At 67.6% G+C, this 18664-nt stretch carries 19 protein-coding genes; 8 read left to right on the top strand and 11 right to left on the bottom strand.

The features are described from left to right. Positions 1 to 65 precede the first annotated feature (65 nt). A complete protein-coding gene (locus tag ASF00_RS02375; protein ID WP_055875262.1) occupies positions 66 to 935 on the top strand; it encodes a tyrosine recombinase XerC in 870 nt (289 codons plus the stop codon). 9 nt (positions 936 to 944) lie between these two features. Here the strand turns inward: ASF00_RS02375 and ASF00_RS02370 are convergent, their stop codons facing one another. The 4 genes from ASF00_RS02370 to rsmI form a co-directional block, all read right to left on the bottom strand. Continuing rightward, positions 945 to 1544, bottom strand: a complete 600-nt coding sequence (locus ASF00_RS02370) for a DedA family protein (protein ID WP_055873586.1) — start codon at positions 1542 to 1544, stop codon at positions 945 to 947. Positions 1545 to 1706: 162 nt separating this feature from the next. Beyond that, positions 1707 to 2660, bottom strand: a complete 954-nt coding sequence (gene gshB, locus ASF00_RS02365) for a glutathione synthase (RefSeq protein ID WP_055873583.1) — start codon at positions 2658 to 2660, stop codon at positions 1707 to 1709. A 192-nt stretch (positions 2661 to 2852) separates the two neighbouring features. Next, positions 2853 to 3248 (bottom strand): YraN family protein, encoded by a 396-nt coding sequence (locus ASF00_RS02360; protein ID WP_055873580.1) that lies wholly within the window; start codon positions 3246 to 3248, stop codon positions 2853 to 2855. Continuing rightward, the gene (rsmI, locus tag ASF00_RS02355; protein WP_156348137.1) at positions 3248 to 4093 is read right to left on the bottom strand and encodes a 16S rRNA (cytidine(1402)-2'-O)-methyltransferase; all 846 of its coding nucleotides are present in this window, start codon (positions 4091 to 4093) and stop codon (positions 3248 to 3250) included. The genes ASF00_RS02360 and rsmI overlap by 1 nt, the downstream gene beginning before the upstream one ends. A gap of 10 nt (positions 4094 to 4103) precedes the next feature. Between rsmI and ASF00_RS02350 the strand changes: the two genes are divergently transcribed. Then, positions 4104 to 5306, top strand: a complete 1203-nt coding sequence (locus ASF00_RS02350) for a penicillin-binding protein activator (RefSeq protein ID WP_055875260.1) — start codon at positions 4104 to 4106, stop codon at positions 5304 to 5306. A 49-nt stretch (positions 5307 to 5355) separates the two neighbouring features. Here ASF00_RS02350 and coaD read toward each other — a convergent pair whose 3' ends face one another. The 7 genes from coaD to ASF00_RS02315 all read right to left on the bottom strand — a co-directional run bounded on the left by coaD (position 5356) and on the right by ASF00_RS02315 (position 11886). Then, the gene (gene coaD / locus ASF00_RS02345) at positions 5356 to 5862 is read right to left on the bottom strand and encodes a pantetheine-phosphate adenylyltransferase (RefSeq protein WP_055873574.1); all 507 of its coding nucleotides are present in this window, start codon (positions 5860 to 5862) and stop codon (positions 5356 to 5358) included. 21 nt (positions 5863 to 5883) lie between these two features. Then, complete coding sequence (locus tag ASF00_RS02340) at positions 5884 to 6774, bottom strand: polyprenyl synthetase family protein (RefSeq protein ID WP_156348176.1); 891 nt, start codon at positions 6772 to 6774, stop codon at positions 5884 to 5886. A 13-nt stretch (positions 6775 to 6787) separates the two neighbouring features. Further along, positions 6788 to 7027 carry an exodeoxyribonuclease VII small subunit gene (locus ASF00_RS02335; RefSeq protein WP_055873568.1) on the bottom strand — a complete coding sequence of 80 codons (240 nt, stop codon included), beginning with the start codon at positions 7025 to 7027 and terminating at the stop codon, positions 6788 to 6790. 78 nt (positions 7028 to 7105) lie between these two features. Then, positions 7106 to 7306, bottom strand: a complete 201-nt coding sequence (locus tag ASF00_RS02330) for a hypothetical protein (RefSeq protein ID WP_055873565.1) — start codon at positions 7304 to 7306, stop codon at positions 7106 to 7108. A gap of 89 nt (positions 7307 to 7395) precedes the next feature. Next, on the bottom strand, positions 7396 to 9081 hold the full coding sequence (locus ASF00_RS02325) for a GGDEF domain-containing protein (RefSeq protein ID WP_055873562.1): 1686 nt from the start codon (positions 9079 to 9081) through the stop codon (positions 7396 to 7398). Positions 9082 to 9229: 148 nt separating this feature from the next. Further along, entirely contained in the window at positions 9230 to 11548 is a 2319-nt protein-coding gene (clpA, locus tag ASF00_RS02320; RefSeq protein WP_055873559.1) for an ATP-dependent Clp protease ATP-binding subunit ClpA, read from the bottom strand. Between the two features lie 143 nt (positions 11549 to 11691). Next, the gene (locus ASF00_RS02315) at positions 11692 to 11886 is read right to left on the bottom strand and encodes a DUF1192 domain-containing protein (RefSeq protein ID WP_055873556.1); all 195 of its coding nucleotides are present in this window, start codon (positions 11884 to 11886) and stop codon (positions 11692 to 11694) included. A gap of 73 nt (positions 11887 to 11959) precedes the next feature. On the opposite strand from ASF00_RS02315, the gene ASF00_RS02310 reads away from it, so the two are divergent. The 6 genes from ASF00_RS02310 (at position 11960) to ASF00_RS02285 (ending at position 18544) form a co-directional block, all read left to right on the top strand. After that, positions 11960 to 12991: an NAD(P)H-quinone oxidoreductase gene (locus ASF00_RS02310; RefSeq protein WP_235525570.1), complete on the top strand. Its 1032-nt coding sequence runs from the start codon at positions 11960 to 11962 to the stop codon at positions 12989 to 12991. 536 nt (positions 12992 to 13527) lie between these two features. Next, positions 13528 to 14412, top strand: a complete 885-nt coding sequence (locus ASF00_RS02305; protein ID WP_055873550.1) for a UDP-2,3-diacylglucosamine diphosphatase — start codon at positions 13528 to 13530, stop codon at positions 14410 to 14412. A gap of 162 nt (positions 14413 to 14574) precedes the next feature. After that, on the top strand, positions 14575 to 15597 hold the full coding sequence (locus ASF00_RS02300) for a glycosyltransferase family 4 protein (RefSeq protein WP_055873547.1): 1023 nt from the start codon (positions 14575 to 14577) through the stop codon (positions 15595 to 15597). Positions 15598 to 15696: 99 nt separating this feature from the next. Then, positions 15697 to 16374, top strand: a complete 678-nt coding sequence (locus tag ASF00_RS02295; protein ID WP_055873545.1) for a DUF1013 domain-containing protein — start codon at positions 15697 to 15699, stop codon at positions 16372 to 16374. 201 nt (positions 16375 to 16575) lie between these two features. Then, entirely contained in the window at positions 16576 to 17640 is a 1065-nt protein-coding gene (locus ASF00_RS02290) for an MBL fold metallo-hydrolase (protein WP_055873542.1), read from the top strand. 34 nt (positions 17641 to 17674) lie between these two features. Continuing rightward, a complete protein-coding gene (locus tag ASF00_RS02285; protein ID WP_055873539.1) occupies positions 17675 to 18544 on the top strand; it encodes a dienelactone hydrolase family protein in 870 nt (289 codons plus the stop codon). Positions 18545 to 18664 lie beyond the last annotated feature (120 nt).

Below are 18664 nucleotides of genomic sequence, written 5' to 3'. Positions count from 1 at the left end.
CTACCAACTTGGAAGGTAATCACACCGAATTGGATGCGATTGATCGTCATGCCCTGCCGGCATCGATGCTGTGGGGTGAGTATCTCGCGCGCGACCGGCGCCGGTCGGTGCACACCATCCGTGCCTATCGTGCGACCGCGGAGCGCCTGACCGCGTTCCTGCAGGCGCATTGGGGAGAACGGGTCGACCGCGCCGCTCTGGCGCATGTGACCGCGTCCGATCTCCGCGCCTATCTCGCCGATCGTCGCGAGCACGGGCTGGGCAATGCCTCCGCCGCACGCGAATTGTCCGCGGTGCGCGGGTTCCTGGCCTGGGCCAATGCCGACGCGGCGCAACCGCGGATGCGCGGGCCGCGGGTGAAAGCCGGCGTGCCGCGACCGGTCTCGCCTGCGGACGCGCTGGCGCTGGCCGATGAGGTGGCAGACGATGCGGCCGAACCCTGGATCGGGGCGCGCGACTGGGCGGTGCTGCTGCTGCTCTACGGCGCGGGATTGCGGATCGGCGAGGCGGTGACGCTGGCGGGCGACATCCTCCCGCTCGGCGAGACGATCCGGGTGACCGGCAAGCGCGCCAAGACCCGCATCGTGCCGCTGTTGCCGCAGGTCCGCGCCGCGATCGAGGCCTATGTCGCACAGACGCCGTGGCCGGTCTCGCGCGACGAACCGCTGTTCCGCGGAGTTAAGGGCGGTCCGCTGTCGCCGGTGATGATCCGTCGCGCGGTGCAGGCGGCGCGGGTGCGGCTGGGGCTGGGCGACCGGACCACGCCGCACGCGCTGCGCCACAGCTTTGCGACGCACCTGCTAGGGCGGGGCGCGGACCTGCGCGCGCTGCAGGAGTTGCTGGGGCATGCCAGCCTCAGTTCGACGCAGGTCTATACGCAGGTCGATGCCGCGCATCTGATGGACGTCTATCGCAACGCGCATCCGCACGGCTGACGCGCGCGCCTAGCCCTTGGGTTTCCAGGTCAATACGCGCCAGCCATAGCCCGCGAAGATCACGACGAACGTCGCCACCGCAACCGGTCCCACATAACGGTCGAGCTGCGAGAAATGCGAGCCGAGCAGGATACCGGCATAGGTGAGCACGGTGTTCCAGATCGCGCTGCCCGCGGCGGTCCAGATCACGAACTGCCAGATCGGCATCCGAGTCATTCCCGCGGGGAGCGAGATGACGGTGCGGAAGGTCGGCATGAAGCGGAACACGAAGATCACCCAGCCGCCTCGCTTCATGAAGAAGCGGTGGATCTTCTCGACGTCGGACCATTCCATCGTCAGCCAGCGGCCGTTGCGTTCGATGAACGGCCGGAAGCGCTCGTAGCCGATGTTGCGGCCGATATAATACCAGAAGTAGTTGCCGACGACCGAGCCCGCGGTGCCCCAGGCGATCAGCGGAACGACGGTCATGTTGCCGCGCGACACCGCCATGCCGCCAAGCCCCATGATGACCTCGGACGGTACGGGCGGGACGATATTCTCGAGCGCCATCAGCAGGAAGATACCGAAATATCCGCCCCAGGCGATGAGATCGAGGATGAATTCGGTCATGGGTATGAGATACTGCCGGGACGCCGGATGGGTTCCGCGGGATAGTATTACCGCGGCGGAGGCCGGGGCCCGATTGGGGGACGGCAGTGGCGAAGGGTCGCGTTCCGTTACCGCGACCTTTCCACTTGGGCCCCGGCCTTCGCCGGGGGGGGCTGGGAAAGCCTAGCGCGGGGCGACCTTCGCCTCGATCGCATCCCAGATCATGCCCGAGACATCGGTCCCGTCGAACGTCTCGATCGCCACGATCCCGGTCGGCGACGTCACGTTGATCTCGGTCAGCCACGTGCCCCCGATCACGTCAATCCCGACGAACAACAGCCCGCGCTTCTTAAGTTCGGGCCCGAGCACCGCGCAGATCTCGCGCTCCTTGTCGGTCAGCACGGTCTTCTCCGCCGATCCGCCGACCGCGAGGTTGGAGCGGATCTCGCCCTCGCCGGGCAGCCGGTTGATCGCGCCCGCAATCTCGCCGTCGACCAGCACGATCCGCTTGTCGCCCTTGGCCACGTCGGGGAGGAAGGCCTGCACCATATGCGGCTCGCGCCACGTCATGTTGAAGACCTCGATCAGTGCCGACAGGTTCGCACCGTCCGACTCGACCTTGAAGATCGCCTTGCCGCCATTGCCGTGCAGCGGCTTGATGACGATCGCGCCGTGCTCGGCCAGGAACGCGCGCGCCTCGTCGAGGCTGCGCGTGACGAGCGTCGGCGGCATGAACTGCGGATAGTCTAGCACGAACACCTTTTCGGGCGCGTTGCGTACCTGCGCGGGATCGTTGACCACCAGCGTCTTGTGCGCGATCCGCTCGAGCAGGTGCGTCGCGGTGATGTAGCCGAGATCGAACGGCGGATCCTGCCGCATCAGAATGACGTCCGCCTTGTCGCCGAGATCCAGGTCGACGGCCTCGCCGACCGAGAAATGATCGCCGACCACGCGCTGCACGGTCACCGGATGCGCCCTCGCCCACACGCGGCCGTCACGGTAGTTGAGGTCTTCGGCGGCATAATGGAAGAGGCGATGGCCACGGTCCTGCGCGGAGAGCATCAGCGCAAAGCTCGAATCGCCCGCGATGTTGATGCTGTCGAGCGGGTCCATCTGGACGGCGACGGTGAGGCTCATGCGTCTTCCTTCTATGCGATCGAGCGCATGTAGGTGTGCGCGGGGGCGAAGTCACCCGGTCACCTACCCTTCGTCACGCCCCCTACCGTCATCCTGACGAAAGTCAGGACCCAGAGCCAAACAGGAATTCCCAGAGTAATCCTGGGTCCTGACTTTCGTCAGGATGACGGGAAGAGGGTCAGCCGAGCCCCCCTATCCAATCCACGCATTCTCGATATGCCGGGGTCGCATGCCCGGCGCGAGCAGGATCACGTCGACCCGGATATCGTCGCCCGCCCCGGCATAGCGCGGCATCAGATACTCCGCCGCCGCCGCGACGCGCGCAAGCCGACGTTCGTCGATCGCGAAGTCGAGTTCGGCCGCGGTCGCACGCGTTTTCACCTCGACGAACGCGACCAGCGTCCCCTTGCGCGCGACGATATCGACCTCGCCCGCGGGCGTCCGCACGCGGCGGTCGAGGATGCTCCAGCCCTTGAGCCGCAGCCACCAGCCGGCGAGCCGCTCCCCACGCCGCCCCGCAGCCTCCGCGACCTGTCGATCGGCGGTGCTCGCCTTTCGCCGGCGGGAGGGGCGCGGGGAGGGGAGGATCAGCCCTTCGCCTTCAATTCGAGCGCGCGCGCATACAGCGCCTTGCGATCGAGCCCGAGCGCCTTGGCCACCTCGCTCGCCGCCTGCCCGGTCGAGAGGCGCGTCAACGCCTCAGTGAGCGCGGCATCGCCGTCCGCCGCACTCGCCGGCGGCGCCTCGCCCGGCGGCGCGACCACGATCACGATCTCGCCGCGCGGCGGTGCATCGGCATAGCGCGCGGCGAGCATCGACAGCGTCCCCGTCACCGCCTCCTCGAACTTCTTGCTGATCTCGCGCGTCACCGCCGCCTCGCGGTCGCCGAGTCCCTCCAGCAGCGCGGCGAGGCACGCGCCGAGCCGCGGTCCCGATTCGTACATCACCAGCGTCGCGCGGATCGTCGCGACCTCCGCGATCGCCTCCGCCCGCGCGTGCAGCTTCGACGGCAGGAAACCGACGAACAGGAAGCGGTCTGTCGGCAGGCCCGCCAGCGTCAGCGCGGCGACCGCGGCGCACGGGCCCGGGATCGTGACCACCAGATGGCCCGCGGCGCGCGCGTCGCGCACCAGCTTGAAGCCCGGATCGGAGATCAGCGGGGTCCCCGCGTCCGATACCAGAGCCACCGCCTGCGTCGCCATCCGCGCGATCAGCGCCGGCCGCACGCCTTCCGCACTGTGATCGTGATACGGCACCATCGGCGTCTTGGTGCCGATGTGGCGGAGCAGCCCGGCGGTCACGCGGCTGTCCTCGACCGCGATCACGTCGGCGCGGGCAAGGATGTCGGCGGCGCGCGGCGACAGATCGCCAAGATTGCCGATCGGGGTCGCGACGATGTAGAGGCCGGGATCGAGAAGAGTTTCAGGGTTCATGGGGACGGTCATGGCAGACGCGACGACGATAGGGCAATCGGCACGCCGATTCGGGCGATGGACGGTGCTTGCCGCGGCGGGGCTGCTGGGGGCGTGCCAGACGATCGTCCCGCGCGGTCCGGTCGAGCCGTCGCAGCAGCGTCCGACGACGCGGCCGGCGGATCGCCCCAGCATCGACGTCGAGACGGGAATCCCGCGCGATGCCGAGCGCAACCGCGTCGCGCTGCTCGTGCCGCTGTCGGGCAGCAATGCCGGCGTCGGCACCTCGATCGCCAACGCGACGATGCTCGCGCTGCTCGACACGCAGAACCAGCGAGTCCGGATCACCAACTATGACACCGCGACCGGTGCCGCCGCTGCCGCGCAGCGCGCGATCGCCGAGGGCGCGCAGCTGATCCTCGGGCCGCTGCTCGCCGACGACGTCCGCGCGGTCGCACCGATCGCGCGCGCCGCGAACATCCCGGTTCTCAGCTTCTCCAACGATCTCGGCGTGGCGGGCAACGGCGCCTATCTGATGGGGTATGTGCCGACCCAGTCGGTCGCGCGCGTCGTCGATTTCGCGCGCGAACGCGGTGTCACCAACTTTGCCGGGCTCGTCCCCAACGGGCTGTACGGCGAGCGCGCCTCGACCGCGTTCCTACGCGCGGTCGAAGGCGCGGGCGGCCAGGTCGTCTCGCTCCAGACTTACGCACGTGCCCCCGGCGCGGTCTCGGGTGCGGTCACGCGGCTCGCGGCGAAGGCGCCGTATGATGCGGTGCTGATCGCCGACAGCGGCGCGAACGCGGCGACGGCGGCGGCGATGGTGAAACGCGGCAGCGGTGCCGCAACGCGCATCCTCGGCACCGAGCTCTGGAATTCGGACACCGCGATCGCCGCCAAGCCCGCGCTGTCGGGCGCCTGGTACGCCAGCGTCTCGGACACGCTCTACCGCCAATATGCCGCCAAATACCGCGCCCGCTTCGGCGCAGGGCCGTACCGCCTGTCGAGCCTTGGTTATGACGCGGTGCTGCTCACGGTGCGAATCGCGCGCGACTGGAAGCCGGGCACGCCGTTCCCGGTCAGCCGCCTGCGCGACGGCGACGGTTTCGCCGGCATCGACGGTGCGTTCCGCTTCGGCCGCGACAATGTCGCCGAGCGCGCACTGGAGGTGAAGGAAATCCGTGGCGGCACGACCAGCGTCGTCTCGCCCGCACCGACCGGGTTCAGGAGATAAGATTGCAGGGCGTATCGATCCCGTCCGCGGGATCGATACGCCAATCTTGTTAGCTGCCCTTGCGGCCGATCTTCTCGACTCGCGCAACCACTTCGGCACAGACTGCCTCGGGCACGAACTTCCCGATGTTCCCGCCGTACAGCGCGATCTCCTTGACGAGCCGGCTCGCGATCGGCTGCAGCGCGACATCGGCCATCAGGAACACCGTCTCGACGCGCGGATTGATCTGTTGGTTCATCCCCGCCATCTGATACTCATATTCGAAATCGGCGACGGCGCGCAGACCGCGGACGATCACCTTCGCGCCCTGCCGCTCGGCGAAATCCATCAGCAGCGAATCGAACGCGACCACCGCGATATCGCCATCGACGTCGGCGACCTCGCGCCGCACCGTCGCCATCCGCTCCTCGATCGTGAACATCGGCGACTTGGACGGATTGGTCGTCACCCCGATCACCAGCCGGTCGACCAGCTTCGCGCCGCGCCGGATGATATCCATATGGCCCAGCGTGACCGGATCGAACGTGCCCGGATAGACACCAATGCGTGCGGTCATGTTGAACTCCCGGTGATGCGCTTAGCGGTCGCGTTCGAGCACGAAGCGCGCGATGTCGCGTAGCAGGTCGGCTTCCTTGCCGTAGCTGTGCAGATGCGCGATCGCCTGGTCGACCAGCATCCGCGCCTGTTCGCGCGCGCGCGCGGGGCCCAGCAGCGACAGGAACGTCTCCTTGCCGGCGACCTCGTCCTTGCGCAGCTTCTTGCCCGCGACTGCCTCGTCGCCCTCGGCATCGAGCAGGTCGTCGGCGATCTGGAAGGCGAGCCCCAGGTCGTGCGCATAGCCGCGCAAGCCCACCCGGCCCTCGGGCGGCAGCCGCCCCAGGATCGCGCCCGCCTCGACCGAGGCGGAGATCAGCGCGCCCGTCTTCATCTGCTGCAAGCGCGTGACGGTGTTCAGGTCGAAGCGCGTAGTCTCCGCCTCGATATCCATGATCTGGCCGCCCGCCATGCCGTTCGGGCCGGCCGCACGCGCGAGATCGAGGACCAGTTCGATCCGCACGAACGGATCGGCGTGGGTCGCCGGATCGGAGAGCACCTCGAACGCCAGCGCATGCAGGCAATCGCCCGCCAGGATCGCGGTCGCCTCGTCGAACATCTTGTGCACGGTCGGCTTGCCGCGGCGCATGTCGTCATCGTCCATCGACGGCAAGTCGTCGTGGATCAGCGAATACACGTGGATCGCCTCGAGCGCGGTCGCCGCCCGCGCGGAACATTCGCGCGCCACGTCGAACAGATTGGCGGTCGCGAACACCAGCAGCGGGCGCAGCCGCTTGCCGCCGCCGATCGCCGCATGCCGCATCGCGCGGTACAGGTCGGCGCGTGGATCGTCGGGGATCGCCAGCAGCTGGTCGAACTGTCGGTCGATCTCGGCCGCGACGTCCGCAAGCGCGGCGTCGAGCGTGAGGGGCATACCGCTCACCGCGTCAGCCCGCCGCGAACGGGCGGACGCCCGTGGGCTTGCCATCGCCGTCGAGCCGGATCGCCTCGATCCGCGCCTGCGCTGCGTCGAGCCGGTCGGCGCAACGCTGGCGCAGCTTGTTGCCGCGCTCGTACAGCTCGATGGCCTGCTGGAGCGGCGTATCGCCGCTTTCCAGCTTCCCGACGATGAGCTCGAGTTCCTTCAGTGCATCCTCGAACGCGAGGTCTTCGATCGGCGTGTCCATGTCCGCCGCTATGGCGCAGGCACGTGATGGGGGTCAAGGACGCGGGGCCAAGGATCGGCCTGCCGATCGGCGTACGGATCACCGCAGCCGATTGACGGTCCAGGTGTAGAGCACCGAAATACCGACCAGCCCGAAATCGACCGCCGCCTGCATCCGGTGCGGCGATGGGTCGCGCACGTCATGCGTGACCAGCCGGACGTCGATGGTCGGATGGCGGACGGCGAGCGCGGTGATCGCGACCAGCGCCGCAATCACCAGCGTTCCCCTATGATTGCGCATGTCGCGTCCCCCCGGTCATGCGTGCGACCATGTCGCAAATCGCCACCGCCGACAAGCCGAGCGCGGGGCGTCGACCGTTCGCGTCCCGGTCAGGCGGCGATCCGTGCCGGCGGCGCCTCGCGCGCGCAATCGCGTCCCGCTGCCTTTGCCGCGAACAACGCCCGGTCGGCGCAGTGATACAGATGTTTCCAGTCGGTTTCGTTCAGCAACGGTCCCGTGCAGCTGCCGATACTCGCGGTCACGACGATGTCGAACGGCATTCGCTGGCTGCGGACCCGCTCGAGCACCGCGCCGGGCGCGACCGCGTTGGTCGCCTCGAACAGGATCGCGAACTCCTCGCCGCCGATCCGCGCGACCAGCGCCCCCGGCGGTACCGAATTGTACAGCGCGCGGGCGACCACGCGCAGCACCTCGTCGCCGCCGTCATGCCCGATCAGGTCGTTGACGCGCTTGAAGTGATCGATATCCGCGATCAGCAGCATCTGGTCGCCCCGCCGTCCGATCGCGCGCGACAGGAATGCACGGCGGTTGAGCAGCCCGGTCAACGGTTCGGTATCGGCAAGTTCGCGGGCCGCGTTTTCCTGCGCGCGTGCGGTATCGCGTTCGACGCTCAGCAGCCGGATCCGGTACGCGATCGCCATGCTCGACAGCATCGATTCGAGCGCCATCGACAGGATCGTCGAATTGTCGAGCCACAGGCTCCAGGCGAACAGGTTGAACGCGTTGGCGACCCGCAGCGCGGCGACCGCGATCGGTACGCCCCAGGCCAGCGCGAACAGCCACAGGAAATTGCTCCGCACCCGCCACGCCTGGATCAGGATGGTGGGGACAAGCACCAGCAGCGCAAGATAGGCGCAGGCCAGCAGCCGGTCGAGCAGATGGAACTGCCACGGCGCCAGGATCGCCCAAGCCAGCCCGGTGGTCGCCAGCGCCACCATGACGATCGTGCTCGCCGGTCGCAGCACGCCGTTGAATACCGCGCGCTCGAAAAAGGTGCGCGCGAATATCAACGCGGCGGCGGCGGACGCGGCGAGGAACAGCGCGTTTAACCGCTGGCGGTCATTGTTGTCGAGCATCGGCAGCAACTGGCCAAGCGCCCCCGACGAGGTCAGCGCATAGGCGAGCAGGCACAGCACGAGCAGGCAATAGGCGGGCTGGAACGCCTGCCGCAGCGCGCCCCACAGGGCAAGATTATAGACGATCAGCGCCACCGCCATGCCGCCGAACCCCCCGTACAGCGCGGCCAGCAGAATCTCGGTGGTGTTGCGTTGCGCAGGGTCGGCTAGCGCCGGACCGAGGATCAGCCCGCGCAGGTTCGCGGCACCTTCGATATGCCAAAGCAGCCGGACCGGGGCGGCGGCGTGATGCGGGATGGGCTGGTTGATCACCGCGCCGAGGCCGAGCAACCGGCCCGCGGTGCGCGAGGTGAAGCCGGTGTGGCGGATCGATCCGTCGGCATACAGGACGTACAACGTCACCCGGTCGACCCAGGTGCTGCCGATCCGAACGGTAGCATCGCGGTCGTCCGCGGCGATCGCGGGCAGCCGCTGCGAGAGAATCCAGAAATCGCCGCCACCGAACCGGGACTGCGTGGTGGTGCAATCGAAACCGCGTGGCTGCGCGAACAGCGCGGCCGGCGTCTGCGCGGGCAGGGCGGGGCGGACGCACACCGAAAGCGGCGTTCCGGTGGTCGCGGCGGCGGGCACGGCGAGGGCAAGCCCAGCAGCAAGCGCGAACGCGCTCAGTATCCATCGGAGCAAGGCCAAGCGGTCCATCCCACCATTATAGCGGCGCATCCCCAATTATCGGTAAATGCGGGGGAGAGAGGCCATCGATCACGCGACGCCCGAACAGGCCGCATGAAAAAGCCCGCCGCCGGATCGCTCCGGCGGCGGGCTGTTTTCGTCAAGCCGTCGACCGCGACTACTTCGCGTCGACGGATTCCACCTTGCCCTTCTTCTTGGGCTTTTTTGGCGCGGCGGGTTCGATCGCGAACGCCAGCGCGCCGTCCTTCATCTTCACCGTCACTTCGCCGCCATGGACCAGCTTGCCGAACAGCAGTTCCTCGGCAAGCGGCTGCTTGATCTTCTCCTGGATCAGGCGACCCATTGGCCGTGCGCCGTACAGCTTGTCATAGCCCTTGGTCGTCAGCCATGCCTTCGACTCCTCGTCGAGCATGATGTGCACGCCGCGGTCCGCCAGCTGCAGTTCGAGCTGGAGGATGAACTTGTCGACGACGCGCGCCACCACCTCGGTCGGCAGGTACCCGAACGGCACCACCGCATCGAGACGGTTGCGGAACTCGGGCGTGAACATCTTCTGCACCGCCTGCTCGTCCTCGCCCTCACGCGTGAGGTTCCCGAAGCCGACCGTCTCGCGCGCCATGTCGCTCGCGCCCGCATTGGTCGTCATGATCAGGATGACGTTGCGGAAATCGACCGACTTGCCGTGCTGGTCGGTCAGCCGCCCGTTATCCATCACCTGCAACAGGATGTTGAACAGGTCGGGATGCGCCTTCTCGATCTCGTCGAGCAGCAGCACGCAATGCGGGTTCTGGTCGACCGCATCGGTCAGCAGACCGCCCTGGTCGAACCCGACATAGCCCGGCGGCGCACCGATCAGCCGGCTGACCGAATGCCGCTCCATATATTCGGACATGTCGAACCGCTGGAGCGGAATGCCGAGGATCGTCGACAGCTGCTTGGCGACCTCGGTCTTGCCGACGCCGGTGGGGCCGGTGAACAGATAGTTGCCGATCGGCTTCTCCGGCTCGCGCAGGCCTGCCCGCGCCAGCTTGATCGCAGAGCTCAGCTTCTCGATTGCCGCGTTCTGCCCGAACACCACGCGCTTCAGATCGGTCTCGAGCGTGGCGAGCGCCAGCTTGTCGTCGGTCGACACCGACTTTGGCGGGATGCGCGCCATCGTCGCGATGACCTGCTCGATCTCCTTGGGGGTGATCGTCTTCTTGCGCTTGTTCGGCGGCACCAGCATCTGCATCGCGCCGACCTCGTCGATCACGTCGATCGCCTTGTCGGGCAGTTTCCGGTCGTTGATGTAGCGCGCGCTCAGCTCCACAGCCGACTTGATCGCGTCGGGGGTGTATTTGACGTTGTGGTGATCCTCGAACGCCGAGCGCAGCCCGGCGAGGATCTTGATGGTGTCCTCGATCGTCGGCTCGTTCACGTCGATCTTCTGGAAGCGCCGCAGCAATGCGCGGTCCTTCTCGAAGTGGTTGCGGAACTCCTTGTACGTGGTCGAGCCGATGCACCGGATCGTGCCGCCGCTGAGCGCGGGCTTGAGCAGGTTCGACGCATCCATCGCCCCGCCGCTCGTCGCGCCGGCACCGATCACGGTGTGGATCTCGTCGATGAACAGCACCGCGTCAGGGAGCTTCTCGAGCTCGTTGACGACCGCCTTCAGCCGCTCCTCGAAATCGCCGCGATACCGCGTCCCCGCCAGCAACGCGCCCATGTCGAGCGAGTAGATGATCGCGGGCAACAGCACGTCGGGGACGTCGCCCTCGACGATTTTCCGCGCCAGGCCCTCAGCGATCGCGGTCTTGCCCACGCCGGGATCACCGACATAGAGCGGGTTGTTCTTCGACCGGCGGCACAGGATCTGGATCGTGCGATCCACCTCCGGTCCGCGCCCGATCAGCGGATCGACCTTGCCGTTCTTGGCCTTCTCGTTGAGGTCGACCGTGAATTGCTTGAGCGCGCTTTCCGTCTTGCCCTTCTCCTGTCCCTTGGCCGGCTTCTCGTCGTCGGCACCCTTGGGCGTCGAGGCTTCGGTCGGCTGCTGGCCGCCCTTGCCGACGCCGTGGCTGATGAAGCTCACCGCATCGAGGCGGCTCATGTCCTGCTGCTGCAGGAAATACACGGCATAGCTCTCGCGCTCGCTGAACAGCGCGACGAGCACGTTCGCGCCGGTCACTTCGTCGCGGCCCGAGGACTGGACGTGCAGGATCGCACGCTGGACGACTCGCTGGAACCCGCTGGTGGGCGAGGGGTCGGTCGCCGCATCGACCTTCAGCGCGTCGAGTTCGCTGTCGAGATAATGCGCGACGGTGTTTTTCAGCTCGCCGATCTCGACGTTGCACGCGGTCATGACCTTGGACGCATGTTCGTCGTCGATCAGCGCGAGCAACAGATGCTCCAGCGTCGCATATTCGTGCCGCCGGGCCGATGCCGCCTCGAGCGCCTTGTGCAGCGTGGTCTCGAGCGCGGGTGCAAATGATGGCATTTACATTACTCCTGTCGGGCCGCGAAACCGCAGGCCCTTTGCCACTATGTCGGAACTGATATCGGTCGCATCAACCACTTGAACCCGGCGCTCTCCGTTCCTGCCTTGCCTAAATATAGCAGGGGTGGAGGCGGGGAGCGCGATCACCGCTTAAACAGATCCTCGGCGCTGGCCCGGTGGCTGACCGCCCGGTCCTTCTTCATCTGGCATCGCGCGATCTCACCCTGCAGCACCGTGATCCGCGCATCGAGCTCGGCAACCGACAACGGATCGAGGTCCTGACGCACCAGTGCGTCAAGCAGATCGTCGGGACGGGAAGGGGCGTCGTCCAGTTCCATAATTTATGTAACGTTGACCCGCACCCGAGTGATGTCAATAAGGCCGGCACATCAAAAGGGACGTGACGACCAGATGACCGCGACACCCGACAATCAATCGAACACCTTGGGTTTACCTGACGTCATGAAGGCGATCGATCCGGCCCAGCCCGGCGGTCCCGAGGTCCTGGTGCTCTTCGATCGTCCCGTGCCGAAGCCCGGCGCCGGCGACGTGCTGGTCAAGGTCGCCGCCGCCGGCGTGAACCGCCCCGAAGTCATGCAGCGTCAGGGCAAATATCCGCCACCGCCCGGCGCCCCCTCGATCCTCGGCATGGAAATCGCCGGCACGATCGTGGCGGTCGGCGATGGCGTCGGCGACGAACAGATCGGCCAGTCGGTCTGCGCGCTGATCTCCGGCGGCGCCTATGCCGAATATGCGGTCGCGCCGTTCGGCCAGTGCCTGCCCGTCCCCGAGGCGCTGACGATGGTCGAGGCAGCGGCGATGCCCGAGACGCTCTTCACCGTCTGGACCAATTTGTTCGAGCGCGCCTACGCCACCGAAGGCGATACCGTGCTGGTCCACGGCGGCACCAGCGGCATCGGCACGATGGCGATCGGGCTGTGCAACGTCTTCGGGATCGACATCATCGTCACCGCCGGCTCGAAGGCCAAGTGCGAAGCCGCGCTCAGCCTTGGCGCTACGCACGCGATCGACTATAAGTCGGAGGACTTCGTCGAGCGCGTGAAGCAGATCACCGGCGGCAAGGGCGTCGCCGCGGTGCTCGACATGGTCGGCGGCGAGTATGTCCCGCGCAACCTGCAATGCCTTGCGGACGACGGCCGCCACGTGTCGATCGCGGTGATGGGCGGCGCGACGGCAACCGTCCCCCTGTTCGAGATCATGCGCCGCCGCCTGACGCTCACCGGCTCGACGCTCCGCCCGCGCGACACCGCGTTCAAGTCGCTGGTCGCCGATGAACTCGCGCGCACCGTCTGGCCGCACGTCGAGGCGGGCAAGCTGAAGCCGGTGATCGACCGCACCTTCGCCTTGGCCGATGCCCCGGCCGCGCATACCCGGATGGAAGCGGGCGACCATGTCGGGAAGATCGTCCTGACGATGTCCTGACGACGCCGTGACGGGGGCACTCGCCCCCCGTCACGGTCGCCAAGGCCGGGGTATCGCCGTTCGACGGCCGACACCCGTCCAGCGCACCACCCCGGCGAAGGCCGGGGCCCAGTTGGGGGACGCTGCCCATCGAGCGCAGTTGTCCGTGACGGCGACCTTCCCGATTGGGCCCCGGCCTTCGCCGGGGTGGGGGCTTGCATCCGGATCAGCGTGTCCGAAACGCCGCCCGCAAACCCTTGTTCTCCCGCGAAGGCGGGAGCACAGACTGGATCCCGAGCTCTCGCGGCAACATGAGGGGACAGACCGGCGTTGCGACAATCGCTTTCAGGCAATTCTTCCCCGCCGGGGGCGATCGCCACATCGACTTCGCCCGTTCTTCTGCCAGTAACACCCGCGCAGACCGCGAGCGTCTTCCGTTTCGTCAGTGTAGACGCGGGCAACCGCACCAGTGACTTGGAACGGTCACCGGACTGCGACCACGCTGTCACAATGGTCGGCTATACCATCGCCAAGGGATAGACTTGCGGGGTAACGCCATGAACGCCGTCACGACGTTTCCGCCATTGGCTATCGGTGGCGCCGACATTGCCGATATCGCCGACTTCATCCACTCGCGGCCTGCCGAGCCAGAGCCGGTGGTCGAACGCCGCCAGTACCGGACGATCTGGATCTCTGACGTCCATCTCGGCACGCGCGGCTGCAACGCAGGCATGCTCAACGACTTTCTCGATCACGTCGACAGCGAGACGATGTATCTCGTCGGCGACATGATCGACGGCTGGCGGCTCAAGAAGAAATTCTACTGGCCCGCCGCACACAACGACGTCCTCTGGCGCCTGCTCAAGCGTGCCAAGCGCGGCACCCGCGTCGTCTACATCCCCGGCAACCACGACGAGGTGTTCCGCCAATATTCGGGTCTCGACTTCGGCGGCATCTCGATCCGGCGCAAGGCGATCCACGAGACCGCCGACGGCCGCCGCTTGCTCGTGCTCCACGGCGACGAGTTCGATGCGATCACGCTCGCGCACCGCTGGGTCGCGCATATCGGCGACGCCGCCTACACGATGCTGATGGGGCTCAACCGCTGGGTCAACGGCGCGCGGCGGCGGCTGGGGATGCCCTATTGGTCGCTGTCGAAGCACGCGAAAGCCAAGGTCAAGAATGCGGTCGCCTTCATCTCGCACTTCGAGGAAGTCGTCGCGCATGCGGCGGGCGTCCGTGGCGTCGAGGGCGTCGTCTGCGGGCATATCCACACCGCCGAAATGCGCGAGATCGCCGGCATCGCCTATTACAACGACGGCGACTGGGTCGAAGGCTGCACCGCGCTGGTCGAGCATTTCGACGGCCGCATGGAGCTGCTCCACTGGGCCGACGAGATCGCCGCGCGCGAGCGGGACAAGGTCGTAACGCTAGCCGCCTGACCTGAACCCTCTCCCCCGTGGGGAGAGGGCAGGCCGCGTCAGCGGCGCGGGTGAAGGCAAGTCCACGGCGCTAGCGAAAAGCGTGCCCTCACCCTTCCACCCGGCTGCGCCGGCCGGGCCCCTCCCTCTCCCCGATGGGAGAGGGCCTGCAGGAGAAGACAGATGCGTATCGCGATCGTCACCGACGCCTGGAGCCCGCAAGTCAACGGCGTCGTCCGCACTCTCCAGGCGGTTCAGCGCGAGCTCGAAGCGATCGGGCATCAGGTCCTGGTGGTGTCCCCCGAGCGCTTCGCTTCGATGCCATGCCCGACCTATCCCGAGATCCGCCTCGCCTTCGCGCGGTCCGGCGCGGTCGGTCGCATGCTGGCGCGCTTCGGCGCCGATGCGATCCACCTCGCCACCGAAGGCCCGGTCTGCCTCGCCGCCCGCACCTGGTGCATGGCCCGCGCGCTCCCGTTCACCACCGCCTATCACACGCAGTTCCCCGACTATATCGCTGCCCGGACCGGCGCGAACCCCGACTGGATCTGGCGCTACATCCGCTGGTTCCATCGCCCCGCGCAGTCGATTCTCGTCTCCACCCCCTCGGTCGCCAGGACGCTGGCGGACCAGGGCCTGCATCAGGTCCGCGAATGGGGCAGGGGCGTCGACTTCGCGCAGTTTGGCTATGACGGCGCGCGCGATCCCGAGATGGCAGCGCTACCCGGCCCGATCCAGCTCTATGTCGGCCGGGTCGCCGTCGAGAAGAACATCGAGGCGTTCCTCTCTTCCGCGCACCCCGGCACCAAGGTCGTCGTCGGCGAAGGCCCCGCCCGCGCCACGCTCATGCGTCGCTTCCCCGACGCGGTCTTTCTCGGCCAGCGCGCAGGGCTCGACCTGGCGGCCGCCTATCGCACCGCCGACGTCCTTGTCTTCCCCAGCCGCACCGACACGTTCGGCCTCGTCATGATCGAAGCGCTCGCCTGTGGCACGCCCGTCGCCGCCTACCCGGTCACCGGCCCGATCGACGTCCTCGACGACCGCGTCGGCGCGATGCACGATGACCTCGACACCGCGATCGCCACCGCACTCACGCGCAACCGCGTCACCTGCGCCGCCTATGCTGCGCGCTCCAGCTGGCCCGCCAGCGCGCGCCAGTTCCTCCACGCGCTCGTGCCCCTGGAAAGGGCGCTGTTGGCGGCCTGAGCTTGATCGCTTGCCTGATGGCGTCGCGCGCACTAAGTCTGTGTCATGTCAGGCCGCTCCGAAAGGGGCGGCCCTTTCTATTTTTACGGAGTTCCCGCCGTGGCCCAGCCGCTCATGCCCCACGCGACCGCCGCCTGGATGGTCGATAATACCGCGCTTAGCTTTGAGCAGATCGCGGACTTTTGCGGTCTGCACATCCTTGAGATCCAGGCGATCGCCGACGACACCACCTCGACCAAGCTCACCGGTCGCGATCCCGTCCGCGCGCACGAAGTGACGCAGGACGAGATCGACAAGGGTGCTGCCGATCCCGATTACCAGCTCAAGATGATCAAGGGCCCGGAGCAGGTCCGCCGCACCAAGGGCCCGCGCTACACGCCGGTCTCGAAGCGCCAGGACAAGCCCGACGGTATTTCGTGGATCATCCGCAATCACCCGGAGATCACCGACGGCGCGATCTCGCTGCTGATCGGCACGACTCGCACGACGATCGCCGCGATCCGCGACCGCAGCCACTGGAACATCGCCAACATCACGCCGAAGGATCCCGTCACGCTCGGCCTGACCTCGCAGCGCGAGCTCGACGCGGCGGTGGCCAAGGCGGCCAAGGCGGCGGGCATGGAAGCCCCGACCGACACCCGCCTCGAAGGCGACCGCGAAGTCTTGCTCCAGCAGCTTCGCGCCGAACGCACGCAGGCGGCCGCGGACGCGCAGTTCGTCGCGGACGGCGGCGTCCTCCCCGTCAAGCCGCTCTTCGACGACCCCTTCAAGCGCTGAGCGTTTAACCCGCCTTAAAAATCCTCCCCCGCCAGGGGGAGGTGGCAGGCGCAGCCTGACGGAGGGGGAGGGAAGGGAAACGCCTGTTGCGTGTCCTCCCCCTCCGACGCCTTCGGCGCCATCTCCCCCTGGCGGGGGAGGATTAAGTAAGAGCGGCCGGGACCACTATCTCCCGCGCCGACCAGTTGCTAACCGCAACGCATGGCCACCCAACCCGACACCGCGTTCGCACCGACCAGCCACAAGGGCCTGACCTACCCGTTCGGCGGCGCAGAGCCTGCCAGCGGCGGCACGATGCAGGTCGCGCCCGGGATTGACTGGGTCCGCCTCCATATCCCCGGCCCGCTGAGACACGTGAACTGCTGGCTGCTCGCCGATGGCGATGGCGACGCACTCGTCGACACCGGCATGAACACGGCCCCCGCGCGCGACGCCTGGAAGGCGGTGTTCGCAGGACCGAAGGCCGGCGTCCGCATCACGCAAATGATCGGCACGCACTTTCATCCCGATCACATCGGCCTCGCCGGCTGGATGTGTGACCACCACGCAGCACCACTCGTCATGACCCGAGCCGAATGGCTGACCGCGCGCATGCTCGCCGCCGACGCGCGCGACTCGGTCCCGCCCGAGATGCGCGCCTTCTGGCACGCCGCAGGCTGGGACGCCGCGCAGATCGACCACGCCACCGCCAAGGGCTGGGCCGGCTTCCGGAAGATCATCACCCCGCTCCCGCTCAGCTATACGCGCATCGAGGACGGCGACGCGCTTACCATCGGCACGCGCGACTGGCGGGTCGTCACCGGCTCCGGCCACAGCCCCGAACATGCGTGCCTGCTCGACGAGGCCGGCGGTATCCTGATCGCCGGCGATCAGGTCCTCCCGCGGATCAGCCCCAACGTCTCGCTCGGCGTCACCGAACCGAACGCCGACCCGCTGGGCGAATGGTTCGCCTCGATCGCCAAGCTGAAGACGCTTCCCGCCGACCTGCTCGTCCTGCCCGGCCACGGCGACCCGTTCACCGGCCTCCACACGCGCCTCGACGCGATGGACCGCGAGCACCGCGAGCGACTCGACGAACTCGCCGTCTTCCTCGCCCAACCCCGCCGCGCGGTCGACTGTTTCGGCCGCCTCTTCCGCCGCGCGATCGGTCCCGACGTGCTCGGCATGGCGACCGGCGAGGCACTCGCGCATCTCCGCCGCCTCGAGGTCGAGGGGCGCGCCGCGCGCGAAACGCACGATGGCGTGTGGTGGTGGCGCGCGACCTGAGTTAGCATGCGGTCAAATACAAGAGGATAGCCCCATGTGCGACGAGCATACCGCAGACGATAACGAAGCCTATCTGGCTGGCGTCTCGCGCCGTCAGTTCGGCGTGATGACCGGTGCGATGGGGCTGACGATGCTGCTGCCCGCCCCTGCCAACGCCGCGGTCATCAAGGGCCGCGATGTGTCGATCACCACCCCCGACGGCAAGGCCGACGCCTATTTCGTCGCGCCCGCCACCGGCAAGCACCCCGGCGTGCTGATCTGGCCGGACGTCATGGGCCTGCGGCCCGCCTTCCGCCAGATGGCCGACCGGCTCGCGCAATCGGGCTATGCGGTGCTCGTCGTCAACCAGTTCTACCGCTCGACCAAGGCGCCGTTCCTGAAGCCCGGCGAGTCCTACGACCAGCCCGCCGTCCGCGCGCGCATCGCGCCGTTCCGCGACGCGCTCACCGCCGACGGCACGGTCCGTGACGCAAAGGCCTTCACCGCGTTCATCGACGCGCAACCGCAGACCGATCGCAAGCGCGGGCTGGCCACCACCGGCTATTGCATGGGCGGCCCGATGGTCCTGCGCACCGCGGCGGCGGTCTCGAACCGGATCCGCGCGGGCGCCACGTTCCATGGCGGTGGCTTCGTCACCGACACGCCCGACAGCCCGCATCTGCTGATCCCGCAGCTGAAGGGCCGCTACCTCATCGCGATCGCCGCCAACGACGACGCCCGCGCCCCCACCGAGAAGGACACGCTGCGCACGGCCTTCGCCGCGGCAAAGCTTCCCGCCGAGATCGAGGTGTATGCCGGCACGATGCACGGCTGGTGCCCGCCCGACTCGAAGGTCTACAACGCAGCCCAGGCGGACAAGGCCTGGGCGCGCATGCTCGCCCTGTTCGACAAGGCGCTGGTCTAAGGAAACCGTCATCCTGACGAAAGTCAGGATCCAGAGCCAAGCGCGGTATCGTTCTTGGCTCTGGACCCTGGGCCGAACCTGGGATGACGGACGTTCGCACCGCAGCCTCCAGCCGCGCAC

Origin of the sequence: Sphingomonas sp. Leaf34, from assembly GCF_001421805.1 — a bacterium.
In the GTDB taxonomy this organism is placed as follows: domain Bacteria; phylum Pseudomonadota; class Alphaproteobacteria; order Sphingomonadales; family Sphingomonadaceae; genus Sphingomonas.
This window is presented reverse-complemented; position numbering and strand designations above follow the sequence as displayed.

Bases quoted from the DNA above. Each gene is read 5' to 3' on its own strand.
- ASF00_RS02285 (WP_055873539.1), top strand. From the start codon at position 17,675: ATGTGCGACGAGCATACCGCAGACGATAACGAAGCCTATCTGGCTGGC.
- ASF00_RS02375 (WP_055875262.1), top strand. From the start codon at position 66: ATGCTGTGGGGTGAGTATCTCGCGCGCGACCGGCGCCGGTCGGTGCAC.
- gshB (WP_055873583.1), bottom strand. From the start codon at position 2,660: ATGAGCCTCACCGTCGCCGTCCAGATGGACCCGCTCGACAGCATCAAC.
- ASF00_RS02350 (WP_055875260.1), top strand. From the start codon at position 4,104: ATGGCAGACGCGACGACGATAGGGCAATCGGCACGCCGATTCGGGCGA.
- ASF00_RS02300 (WP_055873547.1), top strand. From the start codon at position 14,575: ATGCGTATCGCGATCGTCACCGACGCCTGGAGCCCGCAAGTCAACGGC.
- ASF00_RS02340 (WP_156348176.1), bottom strand. From the start codon at position 6,774: ATGCCCCTCACGCTCGACGCCGCGCTTGCGGACGTCGCGGCCGAGATC.
- clpA (WP_055873559.1), bottom strand. From the start codon at position 11,548: ATGCCATCATTTGCACCCGCGCTCGAGACCACGCTGCACAAGGCGCTC.
- ASF00_RS02370 (WP_055873586.1), bottom strand. From the start codon at position 1,544: ATGACCGAATTCATCCTCGATCTCATCGCCTGGGGCGGATATTTCGGT.
- rsmI (WP_156348137.1), bottom strand. From the start codon at position 4,093: ATGAACCCTGAAACTCTTCTCGATCCCGGCCTCTACATCGTCGCGACC.
- ASF00_RS02315 (WP_055873556.1), bottom strand. From the start codon at position 11,886: ATGGAACTGGACGACGCCCCTTCCCGTCCCGACGATCTGCTTGACGCA.
- ASF00_RS02290 (WP_055873542.1), top strand. From the start codon at position 16,576: ATGGCCACCCAACCCGACACCGCGTTCGCACCGACCAGCCACAAGGGC.
- coaD (WP_055873574.1), bottom strand. From the start codon at position 5,862: ATGACCGCACGCATTGGTGTCTATCCGGGCACGTTCGATCCGGTCACG.
- ASF00_RS02335 (WP_055873568.1), bottom strand. From the start codon at position 7,027: ATGGACACGCCGATCGAAGACCTCGCGTTCGAGGATGCACTGAAGGAA.
- ASF00_RS02330 (WP_055873565.1), bottom strand. From the start codon at position 7,306: ATGCGCAATCATAGGGGAACGCTGGTGATTGCGGCGCTGGTCGCGATC.
- ASF00_RS02305 (WP_055873550.1), top strand. From the start codon at position 13,528: ATGAACGCCGTCACGACGTTTCCGCCATTGGCTATCGGTGGCGCCGAC.
- ASF00_RS02310 (WP_235525570.1), top strand. From the start codon at position 11,960: ATGACCGCGACACCCGACAATCAATCGAACACCTTGGGTTTACCTGAC.
- ASF00_RS02325 (WP_055873562.1), bottom strand. From the start codon at position 9,081: ATGGACCGCTTGGCCTTGCTCCGATGGATACTGAGCGCGTTCGCGCTT.